Source organism: Paraburkholderia rhizosphaerae, assembly GCF_004366595.1.
Classification (GTDB): Bacteria; Pseudomonadota; Gammaproteobacteria; order Burkholderiales; family Burkholderiaceae; genus Paraburkholderia; species Paraburkholderia rhizosphaerae.
Genome location: NZ_SORE01000012.1, coordinates 109,291 through 127,294 on the forward strand (window position 1 = coordinate 109,291; position 18,004 = coordinate 127,294).

Genomic DNA, 18,004 nt, shown 5'->3' on the forward strand with positions numbered 1-18,004 from the left:
CGGATGAAGATTACCTTAGGCGCGCCTGGGTCAGCGGAACTTTATCGGAACCGGTTCTTCCACTCGCGCATCAACGCGAAAGCGCTCAAGCGGTCCGTCACCGTTTCATGCAACTGGTCCGCCAGCGTCGCCTGGATCGACGGCTCGCCCGCGCGCAGGAATGGGTTCACTGCGCGCTCGTGAGCGATCGTCGTGGGCAGCGTCGGCACATTGCGCGCGCGCCGTGCGGCCGCTTCGTCGCGCCACGCCTGGAGCTCGGTGTTGCCGGGCTCGCACGCGAGCGCAAAGCGGATATTCGACAGCGTGTATTCGTGTGCGCAATGCACCTCAGTCGCACCGGGCAGCGCGGCAAGGGAATCGAGCGACGCGAGCATCTGTGCGGGTGTGCCTTCGAAGAGCCGCCCGCAACCGCACGCAAACAGCGTGTCGCCGCAGAACACGTGCGGCGTGCCGCGCGGATCGGACGCCTGGAAATACGCGATGTGCCCGCTCGTATGGCCGGGCACGTCGAGCACCGCCAGTTCGAGCGCGGGCTCGGCCAGGCTGACATGATCGCCATGCGCCAGTCTGTACGTGAGATGCTCGATCGCTTCGCCGGCAGGGCCGTAGACCGGCACGGGCTGGTCTTTTAGCAGATCGGCCACGCCGCCGACGTGGTCGCGATGATGGTGCGTGAGTAAAATAGCGCTCAACCGCCAGCCCCGTTTCGCGAGATAAGCGCGCACCGGGGCCGCCTCACCCGGATCGACCGCCACCGCATTGCGGCCGTCCGACACGAGCCAGATGTAATTGTCTTCGAAGGCCGGGACGGGTACGTATTCAAGCGCATTCATAGGCGACGCATCTCTAACATGTCTGACCGATCGATTATAGACTGGCCCGCCTGGACGGATTCGCCGCCCGGCCGCTACGTGCTGCAATGGGAGCAGGCGCAGCTCGACCGGGTCGTGTCGGACGTGTTCGGTTTTCATGCGCTGCAGCTTGGCCTGCCGCAACTCGACGCATTGCGCGAAAACCGCATGCCGGGCCGCGGCCTCGTGCTCGATGCGGCAAGCGGCGCGAGCGCGCCTTACGAGCCGCCCGACGGTCAGGCCGGCGGCATGCCGGGCCGGCACGCACCGCCGGGGCGCAGCACGGTCTGGTGCGATTTGCTGGATTTGCCGTTCGAAGCGCAAAGCGTCGATCTGATCGTGATGCCGCACACGCTCGAGTTCACGAGCGACCCGCACCGGCTATTGCGTGAAGCCGAACGCGTGCTGATGCCCGAAGGTCAGTTGATCATCCTTGGCTTTAATTCGCTGTCGCTGTGGGGCGCGCGCCAATCGGTCGGCAAGATGACCGGGCGGCCTTTCGTGCCCGCCGCACATGACCTGATCGCGTTCACGCGCCTGAAGGACTGGATCAAGCTGCTTGGTTTCGATCTTGATCGCGGACGCTTCGGCTGCTATCGTCCGCCCCTCATCAGCGACGTGTGGCTCAACCGCTACGCGTTCATGGAATCCGCGGGCGACCGCTGGTGGCCAATCTTCGGCGCCGCGTATATGGTGAAAGCCATCAAGCGCGTGCCGGGCATGCGCCTGGTCGGCCCGATGAAAGTCAAGAAACCCGTGCTGGCCCCTGGCCTCGCACCCGCCGCCACGCCCAATACACGCAATCACACACATGACGTCTGAACTGATCGAAATCTTCACCGACGGGGCCTGCAAGGGCAACCCGGGTCCCGGCGGCTGGGGCGCGATCCTGCGCTTTGGCGAGCACGAAAAAGAACTGTTCGGCGGCGAAGCGAACACCACGAACAACCGGATGGAACTGATGGCGGTGATCGCGGCGCTCGAAGCGTTGAAGCGCCCGTGTCAGGCGATCGTGCATACCGACTCGCAATACGTGCAGAAAGGCATCAGCGAGTGGATTCACGGCTGGAAAAAAAAGAACTGGATGACCGCGGCGAAGACGCCGGTGAAGAACGCGGACCTGTGGCAGCGACTCGACGCGCTGGTTCAACAGCACGATCTCGAATGGCGCTGGGTAAAGGGCCACGCGGGGCATCCGGAAAACGAGCGTGCGGATGCGCTTGCCAATCGCGGCGTCGCCGCGCTTGCCGATCTCTGATGAACACGGTTCGCACCGCGTCCGTTGCATGTGCGGTGAAGCACTGCGCGTCGTATTCACGCCTTTTATAAAACAGCCCATTCCGACATGCGTCAGATCATCCTCGATACCGAAACGACCGGCCTGAATGCGAAGAGCGGCGACCGCATCATCGAAATCGGTTGCGTCGAACTGCTGAACCGCCGGTTGACCGGCAACAATCTGCACTTCTATATCAATCCGGGACGCGATAGCGACCCCGGCGCGCTCGCGGTGCACGGCCTCACCACCGAGTTTCTCAGCGACAAGCCGAAGTTCGCGGAGATCGCGGACGCGTTGATCGATTTCGTCAAGGACGCGGAGTTGATCATTCACAACGCGCCTTTCGATATCGCGTTTCTCGATGCCGAATTCGGGCTGCTTGGGCTGCCTGCATTCTGCGCGCATTGCAGCACCCAGGTGATCGATACGCTGGTGCAGGCGAAGACGATGTTCCCGGGCAAGCGCAATTCGCTCGACGCGCTGTGCGACCGCTTCGGCATCAGCAACGCGCACCGCACGCTGCACGGCGCGCTGCTCGATTCGGAGCTGCTTGCCGAGGTGTATCTCGCGATGACGCGCGGCCAGGAAAGCCTCGTGATCGACATGATCGGCGATACCACGATGCCTGGCGCCGCGCAGACGATGGGTGTGGTTGTCGAGGCGCTGGAACTGACGGTGCTCGCGGCGACCCATGATGAACTCGCCGCACACGAAGCGGTGCTCAATGATCTCGACAAGGCGATCAAGGGCGTAAGCGTGTGGCGCGTCGAACCGGCGCCGCTGGTGGATGCTGCGGTAGCCAATGCCGACGCGCAGAGCGCTTAAAAAATTCCTTTACGGGGTCTCGAAGCTCTGACATAATGCACAGCTCTTCGGGTGGTTAGCTCAGCGGTAGAGCACTGCCTTCACACGGCAGGGGTCACTGGTTCGATCCCAGTACTACCCACCAGATTCTCCGAAGGCTCTGCATGCGCATGAAACGCTGGATTCATCAAGCGTTCAGCCGCTCAGAATGCTTTTGCTGATGACAAAGAAAAAGCCCCGCTCATGCGGGGCTTTTTTGTTCGCTCCAGACGGAATGCATCGACTGCTACGCGAATGCTCTCGTCAGCGTCAGTTAAACGACTGTCGTCCCATAATCTTCGCTAGCTTGCAGTCCATGTAATACCCAAGGTTGGTAGTAAGCGTCAAAGCGCCACCATAGAGTCGGGAATACTGTTCCGACGTGATCATGCGGTTGTTCGACGTAAGAGTTTGCTTTGTTAGCAACTCTTGCATATGTAGAGCGTATCGGTCGGCCGGATAAAGCGCCCTTAACGCGCGCTGCAGCTTCTCCGCATCCGGATTTTTCCGATAGATCACAAGACCCGACCCGGGTTTGAGAATCCCGTCAATTGCCTGTCTCGCCTCGACAAGGTCTTTGCGAACACCCCAGACCGTATAAAGAGGTCGCGCTTCAAGTGCGGCATAGCGCATGTTTCCCTGCCCTTGAACGGGTTCCTTCCAATCGTTCTTTTTCAACTCATCCTCGTAAACCTTCTTCGCGGCCGAGCTTTCCGCCGTCAGGTATCGGTCTTCTTCAGGCGGAATATTCGGCAGCACTTGATCCGCGTAATCGAGCTGGGCAGTCATTTTTTCTAGGCTGCTGTCATCCCAGAACTGGCATCGAGTTTCGGCAGGATCATAGTCCTTGGAAACATCGGCACTAAACGCGGGCATCACCGCGCCAAAGAGCAGCCCCAAAAGTACCGCGTGTTTGAAACCAAACACGATTCCGAGCCTCTTCCGAGCCACTAACCTGTCCATAGCCGCCTTCCCCCTGTATCAGCGCGATTCTTCTGACGCAATGATACGCGTGTCCCGGGTGTGCGAGGCCGCGTCCGTCACGTTTGCGACGCCGCAAGCAGCAGTTGCACCGCAGAACGGCCAACGTGAGGCGCGAGATGCGCGTATCTTTCGGTGACCACGACGGACGAATGCCCTAGAAGGTCTTTCACAACGTACAAAGACACACCCGCCATAACCAACCAAGACGCAAACGTATGCCTCAGGTCGTGCACACGAAAATTGTCAATGCCTGCTCGAGCACATGCTGACTGAAAGCCCTTCTGTATCGTCGTTAAACGGGCACCCGACGGAACCGCAAAAACCCACCGCGAACGCGGCACGTGCCTCAAAGCCCACTCTCGCTGATGAATTAAGGCCTGCAGGGCCTCGTCATTCAAAGGGATAACGCGTCGCTTACCATTCTTCGTCTTCTCTGGCTCCAGCTGCAAAATGCGACGCCTTAAGTCCACGTTCGCCCACTCCAAACGCAGCAATTCATTCTTACGGCAGCCGGTATGCAAAGCGAGACGAATGAAATTCGGCAAATGCGGCCTTCGAGCAAATTCCGAAGCCGATGCCACAAGCGACTCCGCTTCCGCCCGGGTGATCCACCGAACGCGGGTACTTGCCACCCCAAGGCCGAGCCGTACTACAGGATTTGGAAGATCGCCCCGGTCATGCTCCAGACGCACAAAATTGATCGCAGCAGAAAAGAATCGCAGCTCACGCTGCACTGTCGACTCACTAACACCATCCGCCCGGCGAAGCGAAAGATACTCGCGAACATCGGCGCGCTTCAATCGCGACAGATCGCGGCCACCGAAATGCGGCTGCAGTCGCTTCAGTGAATACAGATCACGTTGCTTGCTGCGATGATCCTTCGCAGCCAGGTAGATTCCCACCACGTCCTCAAACACCATGCTTGACGCCTCAAACGCAGGTTCAACTACCCCAATAACGTCAGGCAATCGCAGGACTTAAGCGGATACTCCAAAAGACGTAACGTCAGCCCGTGTTGCCTGTCGCCATCCAGAAGACACCAATCCCCTGATTCCAGTAAAACTGCGCACCGTCACATGTCGCTCCGTTATGCAATACGCATTCATGCGCCTTCACGATCGCGTCGATCGCGCCGAACTCCGGGCCGAGCTGGGCATATGTCGTCGTCTCCGGCAGCACGATGCCCTTGCTCGTCCAGTAGCGCTTCTTGTTGAACGTCGACGCGTCGCCATCCTTGCCGACGTACTTCGCGATATACGTCGCGATCCGGTGACGCATCGAGCGGCCCTTGCCGCCCCATTGACGGAACAACCACGCTTTCTTTTTGTTGCCGATGCTGTCGTTCACAGCGCCGTCAGTCCCCGATTTGCTGATGACCGAGATCCAGATCGAGCGCAGCAGCTTCCAGTTCTGACGGCCGCTCACCGCGACGTGGATATGCCATGCGCCGCGTTCCTGACGCTCGAGCACGGCGACGTAGTGGAAATCCTTCACGCGGTTCATTCGCCTGCGAAACTCGTCCCACCACTTCGCCCAAACTTCGATTCGCGTTTCGTTCTCACGCGTCGATAGCGTCAACATGCGGTCAGCGCGGATCGCCTTGCAGCGCTTGCGTATCATCCGACGCGACCGCTCCACGGACGTCTTAAGCGACTTCTCTTCTTTCAGCGTCAGATCCGCTTCAGTCTCGCCTTCAAGCGCTTCACGCTTCCCACGCACGCCACGCGGTAACGCGCGGATCGACTGGAAGTGACGCCACACACGCTTGCTAAACGCGACCACCTCTTGCTGGCCATCATCGAAGCGCTGCGTGCGCACCACGTACTCATCCCAGCAATTGCCGTCGATAAAGTCGGGTAACGTCTCGCCACGCATGCGAGCGTCGTATATCGAATCAAACGTGCTGTACTCGGCCTCCCAACTCTCGCGCGAACGCACCTGGCCGATCACCGCCTCATCACCTACAATGTCTGTACTCACGTTGGATACTCCCGTTATCCGATGTTTGTCACGGCCCCGGATCGCTGCCAACGATCGCGGGGCTTTCTCTTTCGCACAGACCCTCAAATACCTACCTAGCATGTGAGGATGCCTATATTCTTCTTTCCGCGCCGCACGTCCTCTTGTGCCTTGTGCGACGCTGTTGATCGCAGCATTTAGCCTGGCCTTCCGCCGGGCTTTTTTTCTCCACTGATACCGCGAGGTAGCGTCATTTCCGTTAAGTGTTAGAGGTACAAGTTTAGGCGCGCTGCGCGCGCCGCCTCTGCGGCCTACGGCTCGCGGGAGGCTCGCGCGCCCGCGCCCCGCTCAACCCCTCACCACCTTCGCGCAGCGTCGCCACGCGCCTGATACAGGCCGCAGCGGTCGTTGCACGCACAACAAACCGGCTTTGCAGGGAGGGGCGGTTCCGCTCACCGCCTTCGCCTGCGTTCAACCATCGCGCCGGAACCCGCTACTCGGTCCGGTAGGCCGCGCTAAGCCGCGCGACAGACGCCACGACTCCGCAGACACGCCCACGCCCTACTATCGCTGCGATCACGCCCCGGACACTCCTGACGCTAGACGCCTAGATTTTCTGGACCTGCAACACCAGCAAGACCTCTGTGCGCCCCTTCGAGGCGCTATGCCCGTCAAGGAAATGCGGCAACCAGCCGAGGCTGTTGTTGGTCGAGCTGGTCGTGTCCTGAACCAGCCCACCGATCACAATCACCTCGCCGTCCTTCATGCTCACGGTTGTTTGCATCTGCCGCGTATTCTTCGTCGGCGAATTGTTAACGCCGGTCGTCGTCGCAACGAAACTAGACATCTGCTCTTGCAGCTGCACCTGTATCGCGTCAGCCATCACGGTCGGCTGAACATCGAAGATCAGACCGGCGTCCTGATACTCCACGGACTGGACCGGCGTACCGCTCGCGCCCTGGTAGCTGATGCTGCCGAGCGTCGGCACCTGCGACCCAACGTTAAGCCGCACGCTCGAACCGGACAGCACGCGCGCATGCGGATCGCTCACTTGCTTGAACCGCGTATCCGCGTTCAACGCCGAGATAGCGAAATTGAGATAGTTGCTACTGAAGCGCAACGCCGTCGGGTCCTGCGACGTCGGCCCGTTCGACACCGACAGCTGCCCGCCGATGCCTGTCAGCACGTTTGCCGCAATCGAAAACGCAGAATTACTGTCGTTCTCCGTGTTGACCTCATACACCCAGCCACGCACCACCACCTCACCAGCGGCCCGGTCGAGCTGCGGCAACAGCTGCCTGACCTTCGAAATCTCAGACGCCGACGCCACGAACACAAGATCGTCAGCCGCCGACACGCCCGAACGGGGCGGCACCGGCAACACACCCGCCATAGCGCCCGCAGCACCGGAAGCACCTACAGGAGCCGATCCCGCATCGGACGCCACCAAACCACCAACCGGACCCGCCGAGGCCGTCATACGCCCGGAAAACAGCGGCTGCACCACTTGCGCCAGATACTCCGCCGTGCGGTAACGCGGGCGATACACAAACGTCTCCTGCTCCGGCTGCCTGACCTCACCCACTGGTTTCTTCGACACAAAATCGACGCCCTCATGCGTCTCTACCCGAAAGCCCTGCGAATCCAGAAACACGCGCACGAACGCATGCAGGTCGCCCGCCTTGCCGTCATACTGGAACGACACCAGCCGCGTGTCCTGCAACACCTCCGAGCTGATCACGTGCGGCACATGCATGGCATCGCCGTACAGCAGATCCACCAGCTGACCCACGTTCACGAACCGCAGATCGAACGCCCCCCCACGACCCAGGCGAAGCGGCGCAACGGGCACCGCTGGAACCGGCGCACTCGAGCTGGACACCAGCGCCGGCAGCGTAGGCAGCGGAGGCACCACCTCAGCACCCGCCACCAGCTGCGCGAACAGCACACCACCCAATGCAAGCAACCTCTTCATTTCTGAACCCCAACCGGTTTGTCACTGTCAGCCGCGGCGCCGGACCAGACGGCCACGCGCTCACCGTCCACCACACCTTGCAGCCGCAGCGCATCACCGCGAAACGCGTCGCTCAGTTCGCTACGAAAATGCCCCTGCGTGTCAAGCAGCAGCACGTATCCGCGACCTTCGACCGCGTACCGGCCAGCCACGCGCCAGCGCCCCGAGGCGGGGTCCTTTGATCCCGCACCAGGCAGCGACGCAGCAACAGCAGCCGCAGGCACACCAGCGGCAGCGCTCGACGCACTGGCAACCGTCGCAGCCGCACCGACCCCGAATCCACCGGAAACCGATTTGAAGCCCTTCCAGCCGAGCCAACAGGCGATCAGCAACGCGACCGGCGCGATAAAAAGCGCTTTCGGAATCACGGCCTTCTGCTTGGTGTGCAGCTCCGAACTGGTGTACAGCTCGAAGACCTTTTTCGGATAGCTCCAGCGCGTTTTCACGGCATCGCGAAAGCCCGCATTCGGGTTATGGCAGTGATCCCACTCATAGACCATCGCCTGCTTCAGACCGAACAGTCGCCGCACATGCACGTGCCGCCCGACCAGATCGCGAATCGTCTTGTTCATCCGGTTCGGGTGCTGCGTGATCACCACGAAGTCGACGCCCTTATGACGATGCTTGTGCAGCCATTCAATATCTTCGGTTGGCTTGACGCCGACAGACACAGGCGGCCAGATACGCTGGACCTCATCGACCACCACAATGTCGTTTGGCTGCACATGGTCAAACCAGCGACGCACCCACGCTTCGTCCACCAGCTCATGATCAATCGCGAGGTTGGGAATACCGTCCACCACGATTCGCCGCCCCGCCTTGATCTCCCGCAGCAGCGACCAGATCGCAAACAACGTCTTGCCGCTACCCGGTGTTCCCGTTATCAGCGTGATCACGCCCCGCCCCCGTTACTTGAAGAAGAACTTCTTGAAGCTCGACGCACCCGCCATGGCGACACGGGCCGAAATCGCGCCGCCGATATACCCGACGCCCTGAAACACCCCGCCAATGGCCAGCACGTTTGCCAGATCGGCACCCAGACCACCCACAGCGCCGGTCAGCCACTGCATCGCCGTGTTAATGGCCAGATCGATTCCGGTCACCGTCATGATTCCGACGCCCAGCGCGATCAACGCCTGAACGATCACCGGCTGGACGAGCGCCAGCAGCCATGTCGCCCACGTCATCGTGCGTACCTCATAGCGATGTGGTCAGCGAAGTCCCGCGACTGCGCCACCGAGTCGAGCAACGTCGCGTACATGTAGCCAAAGAAAACAGCCATCACGACGGCGCACACGAACAGCACTCTCATAGCGACACTCCCATCGCGACAATGAACGCAGCCGCGAGCGCACACAGCGCAAGAATCAGCGGCCGCAGCTTCCTGGCCACGGTGCACACCGGCTCATACGAAACGGACAATGGCGAACCAAGCACATCCACCGTGACATCCGAAGGACACGCGCCGTCCACCGCGCCCACATTCCACGGCGTCAGCGACACGCTTACGGAACTCGACGGAACAGGCTGCGCAGCCGGAGCCGTGCCAAGCGGCGCACAGGCCGACGCGCTGGGTTCAAGGTCGCAGGGGTTTTCGGAAGGCTGCGTGCCGCTTGACGGTTGGGTGCCGCTTGCCGGTTGGTCACCACCACCTGTCCCCGGATTACCACCGGTACCCGTATCACCACCGGTACCCGTATCACCACCTGTCCCGGGATTACCACCGGTACCCGTATCACCACCTGTCCCGGGATTACCACCGGTACCCGGTGACGTAACCGGCCCTGACTGAGACGGCACGGAACCCGGAAACGGCATCGCTACACCACCGCCATACGGGTCCCCGCTGGTGTAATCGCCGAGCGTCGGAACATACCCAGGATTCGCCTTGTTCCAGTTCGACACGTCATTCGCTGTAATTGGATTCGCGGCGTTATAGGGGATACCGGCATAGCCGCTCTGCTGGCTCGCCAGCTGCCACAACCCGTTAAGCGTATCGGCGACCAGCTGCGGATCAACCGGTGCAGCCAGATCGCCAGGCGGCAGCGACGACAGCGCATCAGCAGGCGTCATTGCCACGGACTTGGACGGCGCACCAACGCACTGCCCTTGGATCAGAAAGCCCGACGCGCACTCGACGCCCGAATAGCTCTTGTCCATCGTGATGACGAACCCCGAAGTCGGCGACGGGCTTCCACTACCAAACGCGAGCGTTTGCTGGCAAACAAACCGGTTCCCCGTTTGCATCTCGCAACCCGTCAACGCGTACGTTGCCGTCGCGCTGCTGTGATACTGCTCATAGGCAACAGCCGCCGAGTACGGATCACCCGCGCATACAGCCTGACAGGCAGTGTCACCCGAGCCATGCCAGTACGGCTGTCCCTTTACCAGCGCACCGCCCGAGGTCCCAACGCCGACTTTGCCGCCCTTGTCCGGAAGCAGCCACGCGGTAATCATCGCGGACGATACATGGACAGACACATTCACCAGCGCGCCGACAGCACCGCACAACAGCACGCCCGCAAGCCCCCCCTTTCCGGCACAGGAAAGCACCCCCTGTAACACGCCTAGCCCCGCAGTACCCGCGAGTCCCCACGCGCTGTTAATGCCCTTCGCTGTCGCCGCCGCCTGAGCCGAATTAGGCGAAATGCCAAGTTCGGCCTCCTTTGCGGCAAGCACGCCAGCCGCCTCAACCTGTGCAACGCTAAAGCCGGTGCCGTTCAGCGGATATGTGCCCAGGATGTTGCCAAGCTCGTCAACGACGAGCGGCGCAACGGTCGAAGTTTGCGCAAACGCGACGCTCGCAAAGAGCAGCAGGAACGCCGCCACAGCCGCACACAGAAAACGCATCGCATCCGCTCACAGAAAGAGAATCAGGCCAACGGCCCAACACGTCGCCACGACAATCGCCACGCACTCGAAATACCAGCTCACGTCACACCTCACCCGAAGAATCCAGATGCCGCCGGATCGCACGCAGCGACCACGCCGCAGCCATCACGAACAGCACGGCCGCCCCAATCTGCAAACCCGCGACCTCACCGCCCGCAACCGGTTGGTCATTGCTCAACGTCGAAACCTGCACATACAGCGCGTTGCCACCGCTATCGGTGCCGCAGCCAATCTGCTGCCCGCCCACCTGCGCGTAAGTGACACCCGCCACGCCACCCGGCCCACATACCAGCGACGACACCGCCATACCACCCCCGCAAGAAAAAAGGCGTCCAGTTGCCCGGACGCCCCGAAAAGGCTATTACCCGGCCCGCTTTAACGACCGAGGAAGCCCCTAACCGTCTTGTAGCCCCACGCCACGACGACCACTGCCAGCACTGCGCCACCGATCGCAACGATTGACGGAATCGTCCCGTTGATCGCGGTCACAATGGGCGTTACATCGACACCCGACGCCTGCGCAAAAGCGCCAGTCGATGCAGCTGCACCAGCGGCGATGACGGCCAACTTCGCTTTAAGTCCCTTCATTTCCTTACCCTCTCAGATTCAACAACACGGCCCGTTAATTAGGATTCGTCCGACTGGGCCAGCTTCGAACGGATCGACTTCCTTGGTGGGTCGCGGCGCATGACAACCTGAGTCACAAACGCCACGCCCTTGCAGACGAGATAGACGAACAGCATCGCGTTCAGGAACATCAACTGCACGCCAATCCGGTCCAGCGCATCAAATGGAATGCTTTGCATCACTACCCCTTTCGCTAACGACACTAGGCGTTTCGGATCGCGATCCGCACTTCAGCCAGCAGCGTCCCCAGCTCGAACGGCATGCCGAATGCACCCAGCGTGAAGGCCGCAAGCGTCCAGTCCTCAAGATGCTCTGACGCCTGCAGCCCGGCTACGCGTCGCACCAATGCCAACGCTTCGAGTCCTGCACACGACGAGCCGAACTCGAACCCATCGCGACACACATCCAGAATCGCTGTCTGCTGATCGCTAGAAAATTCGTTCACCAGCTCCGCGACCGGAGGACACTCCTCATGCCGCAGGTTCTCCGCCAGTTCCCACAGCGCAATCCGACCGTCAAACCCGCGCTTCCCTGTGGACGGGGGCGAGACTTCGCCCTGCACAGCAGCGCTATCCTCCTGGGGCACTGATGACGACGGCACCTTGCGCGCTGCAGGTTTTTTAAGCTCAGCGAGAACCGCTCTCGCTTCTTTTCGACCGGCATTTCCTTGCCGGATATTCATATCCAGCACTGCTGCATGCGACTGGTTCAACTCGCCCACTTTCGCCACGCACTGCAGCAGCTCCACGTCCTCAGTTATGCCGTCTTCAAGCAGCTTCTTCGCGCGCCAGTCAAAATCGTCGTAAGTCAGCGCGAGCCGCTTCGAGACCCACGCACTCGACTTCTTCACGCGATCCGCAACGCGGTCGACCTTCTTGAGCCGGTCATACAGACGGCGAATCGCACGCGCCTCATCCTGCAAGCTCAGTTCTTCGCGCTGAATGTTCTCCGCGAGCTGCATGTCTTCCGCAGCTTCTTCGGTTACTTCTCCGACCAGCGCAGGGACTGCTGTTAGCCCTGCGATACGTGCAGCACGAATCCGCCGTTCACCTGCGATAAACCGGTACCGCCCATCAACTGGAGTGCGCAGCAGCACGGGCTGCAATATCCCGCGCACTTTCACATCAGCCGCCAACTCAGCAAGCGACTGTTCATCGAATACCGTGCGGACCTGCTCCGGCATGTCGATCACGTCCAGCGCCACGAACTGCAACGCCGGTCCATCCGACGCCGGAAACACATCGCCGTTTAGCGGTGCTACCGCCGCTTTTCTTGTTTTTGCCGCCATCACCATCCCCGCCTTTCGCATGCGAAAAAAAGCGGACCGCAAACCTCACGGCCCGCACCGAGGCAACCTTATGCCGTGACGGCCTCTGACTTGGGCCGCGCTGCAGGACGCCCCCACGGCTGCAGCGAAGTGATACGCGGTTCGAGCTTGCCTTCCATCGACTGGAAAAACGCGAAGTTCGCGAGGTAGTCCCCTGGCTCCGTATCCTTGAGCGCATCAGGCAGGTTGATCGTGCCGACGAGCAGCTGCGGTTTGCCGTCCACGTCCTGTTCCAGCACGCATTGCGCGGAAAAAATCGACCAGGCGTTGCCGGTCTTCTTCGCGATGCCAGAACGATTGATGACCTGCAACACCTTCAGCTTTTGCGTGTTCATATAAACCCCTTTCAGGTTAGGACTACTATTCACAATGGATAAAGCCTTTTCAGGCGATTAACACTCTCACGTACTCGACGCGAGACGCTTAACGCGCTACTGCGCGTAAATCACTACAGGCACCGCAACCACCTGCGCGATCGACACCACACCACACACACAGATCAGCCACGCCCTCAACATCAGGACGCGATCGCACATCAACCGGCAGCGGACGAACAGGACCGAAGCAGCGCGGAATGAAATCCGCCAACAGTTCACCACCCGATCGCACGCGGAGCGGTTTCACAGCTAGTGACGAAATGGATTTGCTGCTGCGCCGACTTCGACTGGCACCAGCGTAAGGAAATTGGGTTGGCGACCCTGCCGGTAGAGTTCGGCACGGGCCTTGTCACGCGCACGATCGCTGTCGCGAGCGCTGCGGACTTCAATGGTCGCGACACGCGTATGCGCGTGCTGCGTATAGGCATAAACACGAAATGCAGGCACAACTACCCCCCGTTCGTCGGCTACATCACTTTCGCTTGCGAAACCCGGACGTCTGCCAGGTTTACCTTTTGCCGAATGCTGATAGACTCTCACCAACACGAAACCGGCAGAAATCACGGAATACCGTGATTCGCCGTAACAATCTCACACATTTCCGTGAGTGTCAACAGGAGTGGTAAAGAATGGACCTTCCAGCATTGCTAGACGCTGCGAAACGCGGAAAGGGATCACTAAAGGAAATCGCGACCGAATTAGGGATACACCCCAATCGGCTAAGCGACTGGCGAGCCGGCCGACTGAAACCCAACGCCAGCGAAGTAGCGTACCTCGCCGAATGCGCCAACCTGCCGATTCTCGAAACAGTCGCCGACATCGAATCGCAGCTGGACAGCCAACACGCAAGCATTTGGAAAAAGGCGCTAGGAACTCTCCGTGCAGCTGGAGTAGCCGCGACTCTTGTGCTCGGAATCGCGATGGCTTCGATGCTCTCGCCCAAGCAAGCCACAGCTGCTGAGCACGATGGCATGCTGCCTTCACACGGCAGGGGTCACTGGTTCGATCCCAGTACTACCCACCAGAATTCGCGGAACATCGCGTGAAAAAGGCCCTCAGGCAATTGCCGAGGGCCTTTTTGTTTTTGGTCGTTTTACTTCCGCATTTATCTTCGCTTCTATCTCCGATTCACCGCCCAAAGTCCGTCGACTTCGTCACCTTCTCCCAAGCCTTGATCTGCGCGTCGACATCCGCGAGCGTATCGCGCACGAAGCCGAACGCATCGCTACCTAGCAGCAGATGGCACGGCGGATTCGGCGTATCCACCAGCGTGAGGATCGCCTGCGCGGCCTTCACCGGATCGCCCGGCTGATGACCATCGCGCCTCAAACGTCCCGCGCGCAACGGTTCGAACATCTCGTCATAATCGGCAATCGTGCGCTGCGCGCGCACCATCGATTCGCCGGCCCAGCGCGTGCGAAAGCTACCGGGCGCAATCGCCGTCACGTGAATACCGAAAGGCCTCAGTTCCTTGCACAGCGTCTCGCTGATCCCTTCGATCGCGAATTTGCTCGCATGGTAATAACCAAGCCCCGGAAATGTGACGATGCCGCACATCGACGTGATATTGACGATATGTCCCGCGCGCCGCGCACGCATCGTCGGCAGCACGGCCTGCACCATCGCGACCACAGCGACCACGTGCACATCGAATTGCTTGCGCAGTTCCTCGATCGGCGATTCCTCGATCGTCCCTTCATAGCCATAGCCGGCATTGTTGACGAGCACGTCGATCGGACCGACGTTGTTCTCGACCTCTTCGATCAGCGGCGCAATCGCCTGCGTATCGGTCACGTCGAGCAAGCGGCCGAACGAGCGGCCGGGCGCCAGTTCGTCGAACTGCGCACGCTGGTCCTGCTGGCGCAGCGTGCCGACGACGCGATGCCCCGCGGCCAGCGCCGCTTCCGCGAGCGCGCGTCCGAAGCCGGAACTGACGCCGGTAATAAAGAATGTTCTCGAGGTATTCGTTCGAATCATGATGTCGAGGTCCCTTGACGTGTCGGCACGCACCCGAATCAGTCAGGCGCGCTTCATCACAGCGTTCGGTTGACGACGCCGTGCACAGGGTCGATCGTGCCGGTTCGCCCGTCAGTCGCCTTGTGGTTGCGCACGACACGTTTCAGAAACGCCCGGCTGCGCCGTGCAAACACGCCAAAGCGTGCATAGCGCATCGCCGATACGCATCGTCATCCGTGATCACTCGAGGCTAACAAATGGATCGGCATACCGATTCGCCTGGGCTACGTCGAATCGCCGTCGCTTGCAAAGAAGGGAGCCGCCGTCTCTGCAACGACGCTTCGCGCGATCGCGTACCGAACGAATGACACAGGCAGCCCTACTGAGCGCCGCCCGCGACAAGCGTCAACGTATGCTCGGCCGCGCCCGGCAGAAACGGCGCAACATCGCCGTGCACCCACGTTTCATGACCCGCGATGAAATACGGCGACATCGGATTGCCCGACTGCCCGCCCGGCATCTCGAAGATGCCATCCTGCTCACGCCCCGGCGACACCGCGAAGCGCTCGGATGCGCCGAACGTTGGCGACTGCACGCGCGGCATGTTGATATCGCCCGGCAGCGGATCGCGCGGCGTACTCAGCCAGCCACGCACCCATGGCAGCCATGCAGGCACAATCCGCGCGAACGGATGCGCGATCGCCGAGCGATTGCGATCGCCCCAGCGTGCGTCCTCAAGCTTGGTGCCCTTCGGCAACTGTGCGATCGAGTGGTCGATCCGTTCGAGCATAAACGCGCGCCAGTCCGCGAATCCGTCGGGTATCCACGCATGATCGTCGGCAAGCGTCTCCATCGTCGCTTCATAGCGCGAGTTGGCCGCGCGATAGCCGAGTTCGGGCGCCGTCGCGGCCATCTGCTTGTCGAGCGCGCCGAACCACGCGTCGTACAGCGAGTAGTAAAACGCACGCACCAACCGGTAACCGACCGCCCCCGCATCCGCGCGCCCATCCCAGGTTTCGACGAGGTGCCGAAACTCCGCACGCTCCGGATGGCCGGTGAGCGCGCGCGCATCGAGCGCGTCGAGCGCGACCCGTCGCCAGTGTTCAATCCAGAACGCGCGATCGTCGGTCTGCACCGACAGCATGTCGCGTTCGCTCGCATGTGGCAGCGCGAGCAGATCGTCGCGGATTTGCGTCGCGCGCGCGCCGAGATCGGTGCCGGAGTCGCCGACGCGCGCTGCTTCGTCCAACGGCAGAATCCGGTTGTTCGCGGTCCAGATGCGACCAGCCGATGGATCGACGCGTACCGGATACTCGCCCGGCGTCAGAAACCCTTGCCAACCCGCGTAGGTGTCGGAGCTGAACGGCAGGCTCGCGGGCGTCGCCGCATCCGGACTGGTGTCGGCAAGACGCGGCAGCGGACCGGCCAGCGTCCAGCCGATATGCCCTTGCGAATCCGCGACCGTAAAGTTTTGCGTCGGCACACCGAAAGTCTGTGCGGCATGCAGCGCGTCGGCGACGTTCGTCGTGTCTTCCAGACGCACGAGATTCAGATTGACCGCCTCCGGCGCTTGCGCAACCCAACGCAGCGCGTACGCGTGCGAACCCACGACGAGTTGCGGCCCCCAACGCGTCTGCACGACCGGCAGATCGACGCTCGCGCCGCCGTTCACGTCAATGCGCTCGTGAATCACCTGCGCGTTGTCCCACCCGCCGCCGGGAACGCGATAGCGCAACGCATTGGCCGGATCGCGCTGCAGTTCGATCAGATCGATAAAGCGGCCGTAGCTGTTCGTGAAGGCCCACGCGATATGACCGTTGCTACCGGCCACGACGACCGGCGCGCCCGGCAGGCTGACACCGGTGATCCGCCGCATCCCGCCATCCTCAGCCGGGTAGACGAGCGACACGCGATACCAGATATTCGGCAACGACAGGCCCAGATGCATGTCGCTCGCGACCAGCGCGCCGCCATGCGCGCTGTGCGCACCGTCGAGCGCGAAGCCATTGCTACCTACCATCGAGTTCATCGCGGCGCCGCCGCCGACAAAACCAGGCACGCCGTCAAGCCACCCGGTAATTTCCGGTTCGCTGCCGGACGCGGACTGCGTCGCGTGCAGCCACGGCGGACGCGTCGCGGGCAGCGCGAGCGGCGCCGATGCCAGCGCGCTCTGGCCATCGAGCGGTGCATCCCAGTGGCTCGTAGCCGGCAACAGAAACGCAAACAGATCACCCGGCGCGCGTTCGTGCAACGCCGCGCGCGACAGAATGCGCGTGACCTGATCGTATTGAAGATCGAAGTACATCGCGTAGACCGCGAGCAGCGTATCCTCGGCGCGCCACGGCGTCGGTGGCGTGCGCAACAGCCAGTATTCGAACGGTCGCGCGTGAAGCGCATGCAAACCGTCGTTGACGCCTGCGGTGTAGCGTTCGATCAGCTGCCGCTGCTCCGCGGGCAGCGCGGCCAGCGCCGCGTGCGCGTGTTCGCGAAAGCGCAACGGCCGGTCGCGTCGATCAAGCGGCAGCGCGGCCGGTCCGATCAGCGCACTCATCTCGCCGGCAGCGACCCGGCGCAGCAAATCCATCTGAAAGAAACGGTCCTGCGCGTGGATAAAGCCGGTCGCGTACGCGACGTCATCGCGCGAGCGTCCCTCGATAGTCGGCACGCCAAGCGCGTCGCGCGCAACGGTCACCGGCGCGGACAGCGATGAGGACAGCGGCGCGCGATGCGTACCGTCCAGTTGCGGCAGGCTCGCGCGCAGCGTCAGCCAGCCGGCCAGCACCGCCGCGGCCAGCAAGACCACGATAACGCACAACAGACGAAGCGGCCACCGGCGGCGCCGCCTTTGCGGGAAAAGGCTCGAACGGGTCATGGCAGAGCACGCGGTGGTGGTTC

Annotated in this window: 19 protein-coding genes and 1 tRNA gene; 5 read left to right on the plus strand and 15 right to left on the minus strand. The window is 61.5% G+C overall.

The features are described 5' to 3' along the window. Positions 1 to 41 precede the first annotated feature (41 nt). On the minus strand, positions 42 to 833 hold the full coding sequence (gene gloB, locus BX592_RS17260; RefSeq protein ID WP_134193032.1) for a hydroxyacylglutathione hydrolase: 792 nt from the start codon (positions 831 to 833) through the stop codon (positions 42 to 44). Between the two features lie 18 nt (positions 834 to 851). On the opposite strand from gloB, the gene BX592_RS17265 reads away from it, so the two are divergent. The 4 genes from BX592_RS17265 to BX592_RS17280 all read left to right on the plus strand — a co-directional run bounded on the left by BX592_RS17265 (position 852) and on the right by BX592_RS17280 (position 3,079). Then, positions 852 to 1,673, plus strand: coding sequence for a class I SAM-dependent methyltransferase (locus tag BX592_RS17265; RefSeq protein WP_134193033.1), 822 nt, complete (start codon positions 852 to 854; stop codon positions 1,671 to 1,673). Beyond that, positions 1,663 to 2,109, plus strand: a complete 447-nt coding sequence (rnhA, locus tag BX592_RS17270; protein WP_134193034.1) for a ribonuclease HI — start codon at positions 1,663 to 1,665, stop codon at positions 2,107 to 2,109. The genes BX592_RS17265 and rnhA overlap by 11 nt, the downstream gene beginning before the upstream one ends. An 87-nt stretch (positions 2,110 to 2,196) precedes the next feature. Beyond that, entirely contained in the window at positions 2,197 to 2,955 is a 759-nt protein-coding gene (gene dnaQ, locus BX592_RS17275; RefSeq protein ID WP_134193035.1) for a DNA polymerase III subunit epsilon, read from the plus strand. Positions 2,956 to 3,004: 49 nt separating this feature from the next. Next, a tRNA-Val gene (locus BX592_RS17280) sits at positions 3,005 to 3,079 on the plus strand. A 164-nt stretch (positions 3,080 to 3,243) separates the two neighbouring features. Here the strand turns inward: BX592_RS17280 and BX592_RS17285 are convergent. From BX592_RS17285 to BX592_RS17340, 12 genes are all read right to left on the minus strand, one after another. Continuing rightward, positions 3,244 to 3,900, minus strand: coding sequence for a hypothetical protein (locus tag BX592_RS17285; protein WP_134193036.1), 657 nt, complete (start codon positions 3,898 to 3,900; stop codon positions 3,244 to 3,246). 113 nt (positions 3,901 to 4,013) lie between these two features. Beyond that, a complete protein-coding gene (locus tag BX592_RS17290) occupies positions 4,014 to 4,877 on the minus strand; it encodes a tyrosine-type recombinase/integrase (RefSeq protein ID WP_134193037.1) in 864 nt (287 codons plus the stop codon). Between the two features lie 85 nt (positions 4,878 to 4,962). After that, entirely contained in the window at positions 4,963 to 5,937 is a 975-nt protein-coding gene (locus BX592_RS17295) for a rolling circle replication-associated protein (protein WP_377681513.1), read from the minus strand. A 586-nt stretch (positions 5,938 to 6,523) separates the two neighbouring features. Then, positions 6,524 to 7,864, minus strand: coding sequence for a type II secretion system protein GspD (locus BX592_RS17300; RefSeq protein ID WP_341804530.1), 1,341 nt, complete (start codon positions 7,862 to 7,864; stop codon positions 6,524 to 6,526). A 23-nt stretch (positions 7,865 to 7,887) separates the two neighbouring features. Further along, complete coding sequence (locus tag BX592_RS17305; RefSeq protein ID WP_134193039.1) at positions 7,888 to 8,826, minus strand: zonular occludens toxin domain-containing protein; 939 nt, start codon at positions 8,824 to 8,826, stop codon at positions 7,888 to 7,890. Positions 8,827 to 8,838: 12 nt separating this feature from the next. Continuing rightward, positions 8,839 to 9,117 (minus strand): DUF2523 family protein, encoded by a 279-nt coding sequence (locus BX592_RS17310; protein WP_134193040.1) that lies wholly within the window; start codon positions 9,115 to 9,117, stop codon positions 8,839 to 8,841. Between the two features lie 121 nt (positions 9,118 to 9,238). Then, complete coding sequence (locus BX592_RS17315; RefSeq protein WP_134193041.1) at positions 9,239 to 10,780, minus strand: virulence factor TspB C-terminal domain-related protein; 1,542 nt, start codon at positions 10,778 to 10,780, stop codon at positions 9,239 to 9,241. Between the two features lie 85 nt (positions 10,781 to 10,865). Further along, a complete protein-coding gene (locus BX592_RS17320) occupies positions 10,866 to 11,129 on the minus strand; it encodes a hypothetical protein (RefSeq protein WP_134193042.1) in 264 nt (87 codons plus the stop codon). Between the two features lie 68 nt (positions 11,130 to 11,197). Beyond that, entirely contained in the window at positions 11,198 to 11,410 is a 213-nt protein-coding gene (locus BX592_RS17325) for a major capsid protein (RefSeq protein WP_134193043.1), read from the minus strand. 38 nt (positions 11,411 to 11,448) lie between these two features. Beyond that, the gene (locus tag BX592_RS17330) at positions 11,449 to 11,628 is read right to left on the minus strand and encodes a hypothetical protein (protein WP_134193044.1); all 180 of its coding nucleotides are present in this window, start codon (positions 11,626 to 11,628) and stop codon (positions 11,449 to 11,451) included. A gap of 23 nt (positions 11,629 to 11,651) precedes the next feature. After that, positions 11,652 to 12,737, minus strand: coding sequence for a ParB/RepB/Spo0J family partition protein (locus BX592_RS17335; protein ID WP_166676384.1), 1,086 nt, complete (start codon positions 12,735 to 12,737; stop codon positions 11,652 to 11,654). 68 nt (positions 12,738 to 12,805) lie between these two features. Further along, positions 12,806 to 13,111, minus strand: coding sequence for a cellulose synthase (locus tag BX592_RS17340; protein WP_134193046.1), 306 nt, complete (start codon positions 13,109 to 13,111; stop codon positions 12,806 to 12,808). A gap of 671 nt (positions 13,112 to 13,782) precedes the next feature. Between BX592_RS17340 and BX592_RS33880 the strand changes: the two genes are divergently transcribed. Further along, positions 13,783 to 14,199: a helix-turn-helix domain-containing protein gene (locus BX592_RS33880; protein ID WP_166676385.1), complete on the plus strand. Its 417-nt coding sequence runs from the start codon at positions 13,783 to 13,785 to the stop codon at positions 14,197 to 14,199. An 82-nt stretch (positions 14,200 to 14,281) separates the two neighbouring features. Here the strand turns inward: BX592_RS33880 and BX592_RS17350 are convergent, their stop codons facing one another. Next, entirely contained in the window at positions 14,282 to 15,130 is an 849-nt protein-coding gene (locus BX592_RS17350) for an oxidoreductase (protein WP_134193047.1), read from the minus strand. A 358-nt stretch (positions 15,131 to 15,488) separates the two neighbouring features. Continuing rightward, a complete protein-coding gene (locus BX592_RS17355; RefSeq protein WP_341804475.1) occupies positions 15,489 to 17,912 on the minus strand; it encodes a penicillin acylase family protein in 2,424 nt (807 codons plus the stop codon). Positions 17,913 to 18,004: the final 92 nt, after the last annotated feature.

Bases quoted from the DNA above. Each gene is read 5' to 3' on its own strand.
- BX592_RS17325 (WP_134193043.1), bottom strand. From the start codon at position 11,410: ATGAAGGGACTTAAAGCGAAGTTGGCCGTCATCGCCGCTGGTGCAGCT.
- BX592_RS17310 (WP_134193040.1), bottom strand. From the start codon at position 9,117: ATGACGTGGGCGACATGGCTGCTGGCGCTCGTCCAGCCGGTGATCGTT.
- BX592_RS33880 (WP_166676385.1), top strand. From the start codon at position 13,783: ATGGACCTTCCAGCATTGCTAGACGCTGCGAAACGCGGAAAGGGATCA.
- BX592_RS17265 (WP_134193033.1), top strand. From the start codon at position 852: ATGTCTGACCGATCGATTATAGACTGGCCCGCCTGGACGGATTCGCCG.
- BX592_RS17315 (WP_134193041.1), bottom strand. From the start codon at position 10,780: ATGCGTTTTCTGTGTGCGGCTGTGGCGGCGTTCCTGCTGCTCTTTGCG.
- BX592_RS17335 (WP_166676384.1), bottom strand. From the start codon at position 12,737: ATGGCGGCAAAAACAAGAAAAGCGGCGGTAGCACCGCTAAACGGCGAT.
- dnaQ (WP_134193035.1), top strand. From the start codon at position 2,197: ATGCGTCAGATCATCCTCGATACCGAAACGACCGGCCTGAATGCGAAG.
- BX592_RS17330 (WP_134193044.1), bottom strand. From the start codon at position 11,628: ATGCAAAGCATTCCATTTGATGCGCTGGACCGGATTGGCGTGCAGTTG.
- BX592_RS17340 (WP_134193046.1), bottom strand. From the start codon at position 13,111: ATGAACACGCAAAAGCTGAAGGTGTTGCAGGTCATCAATCGTTCTGGC.
- BX592_RS17320 (WP_134193042.1), bottom strand. From the start codon at position 11,129: ATGGCGGTGTCGTCGCTGGTATGTGGGCCGGGTGGCGTGGCGGGTGTC.
- gloB (WP_134193032.1), bottom strand. From the start codon at position 833: ATGAATGCGCTTGAATACGTACCCGTCCCGGCCTTCGAAGACAATTAC.
- rnhA (WP_134193034.1), top strand. From the start codon at position 1,663: ATGACGTCTGAACTGATCGAAATCTTCACCGACGGGGCCTGCAAGGGC.
- BX592_RS17350 (WP_134193047.1), bottom strand. From the start codon at position 15,130: ATGATTCGAACGAATACCTCGAGAACATTCTTTATTACCGGCGTCAGT.
- BX592_RS17290 (WP_134193037.1), bottom strand. From the start codon at position 4,877: ATGGTGTTTGAGGACGTGGTGGGAATCTACCTGGCTGCGAAGGATCAT.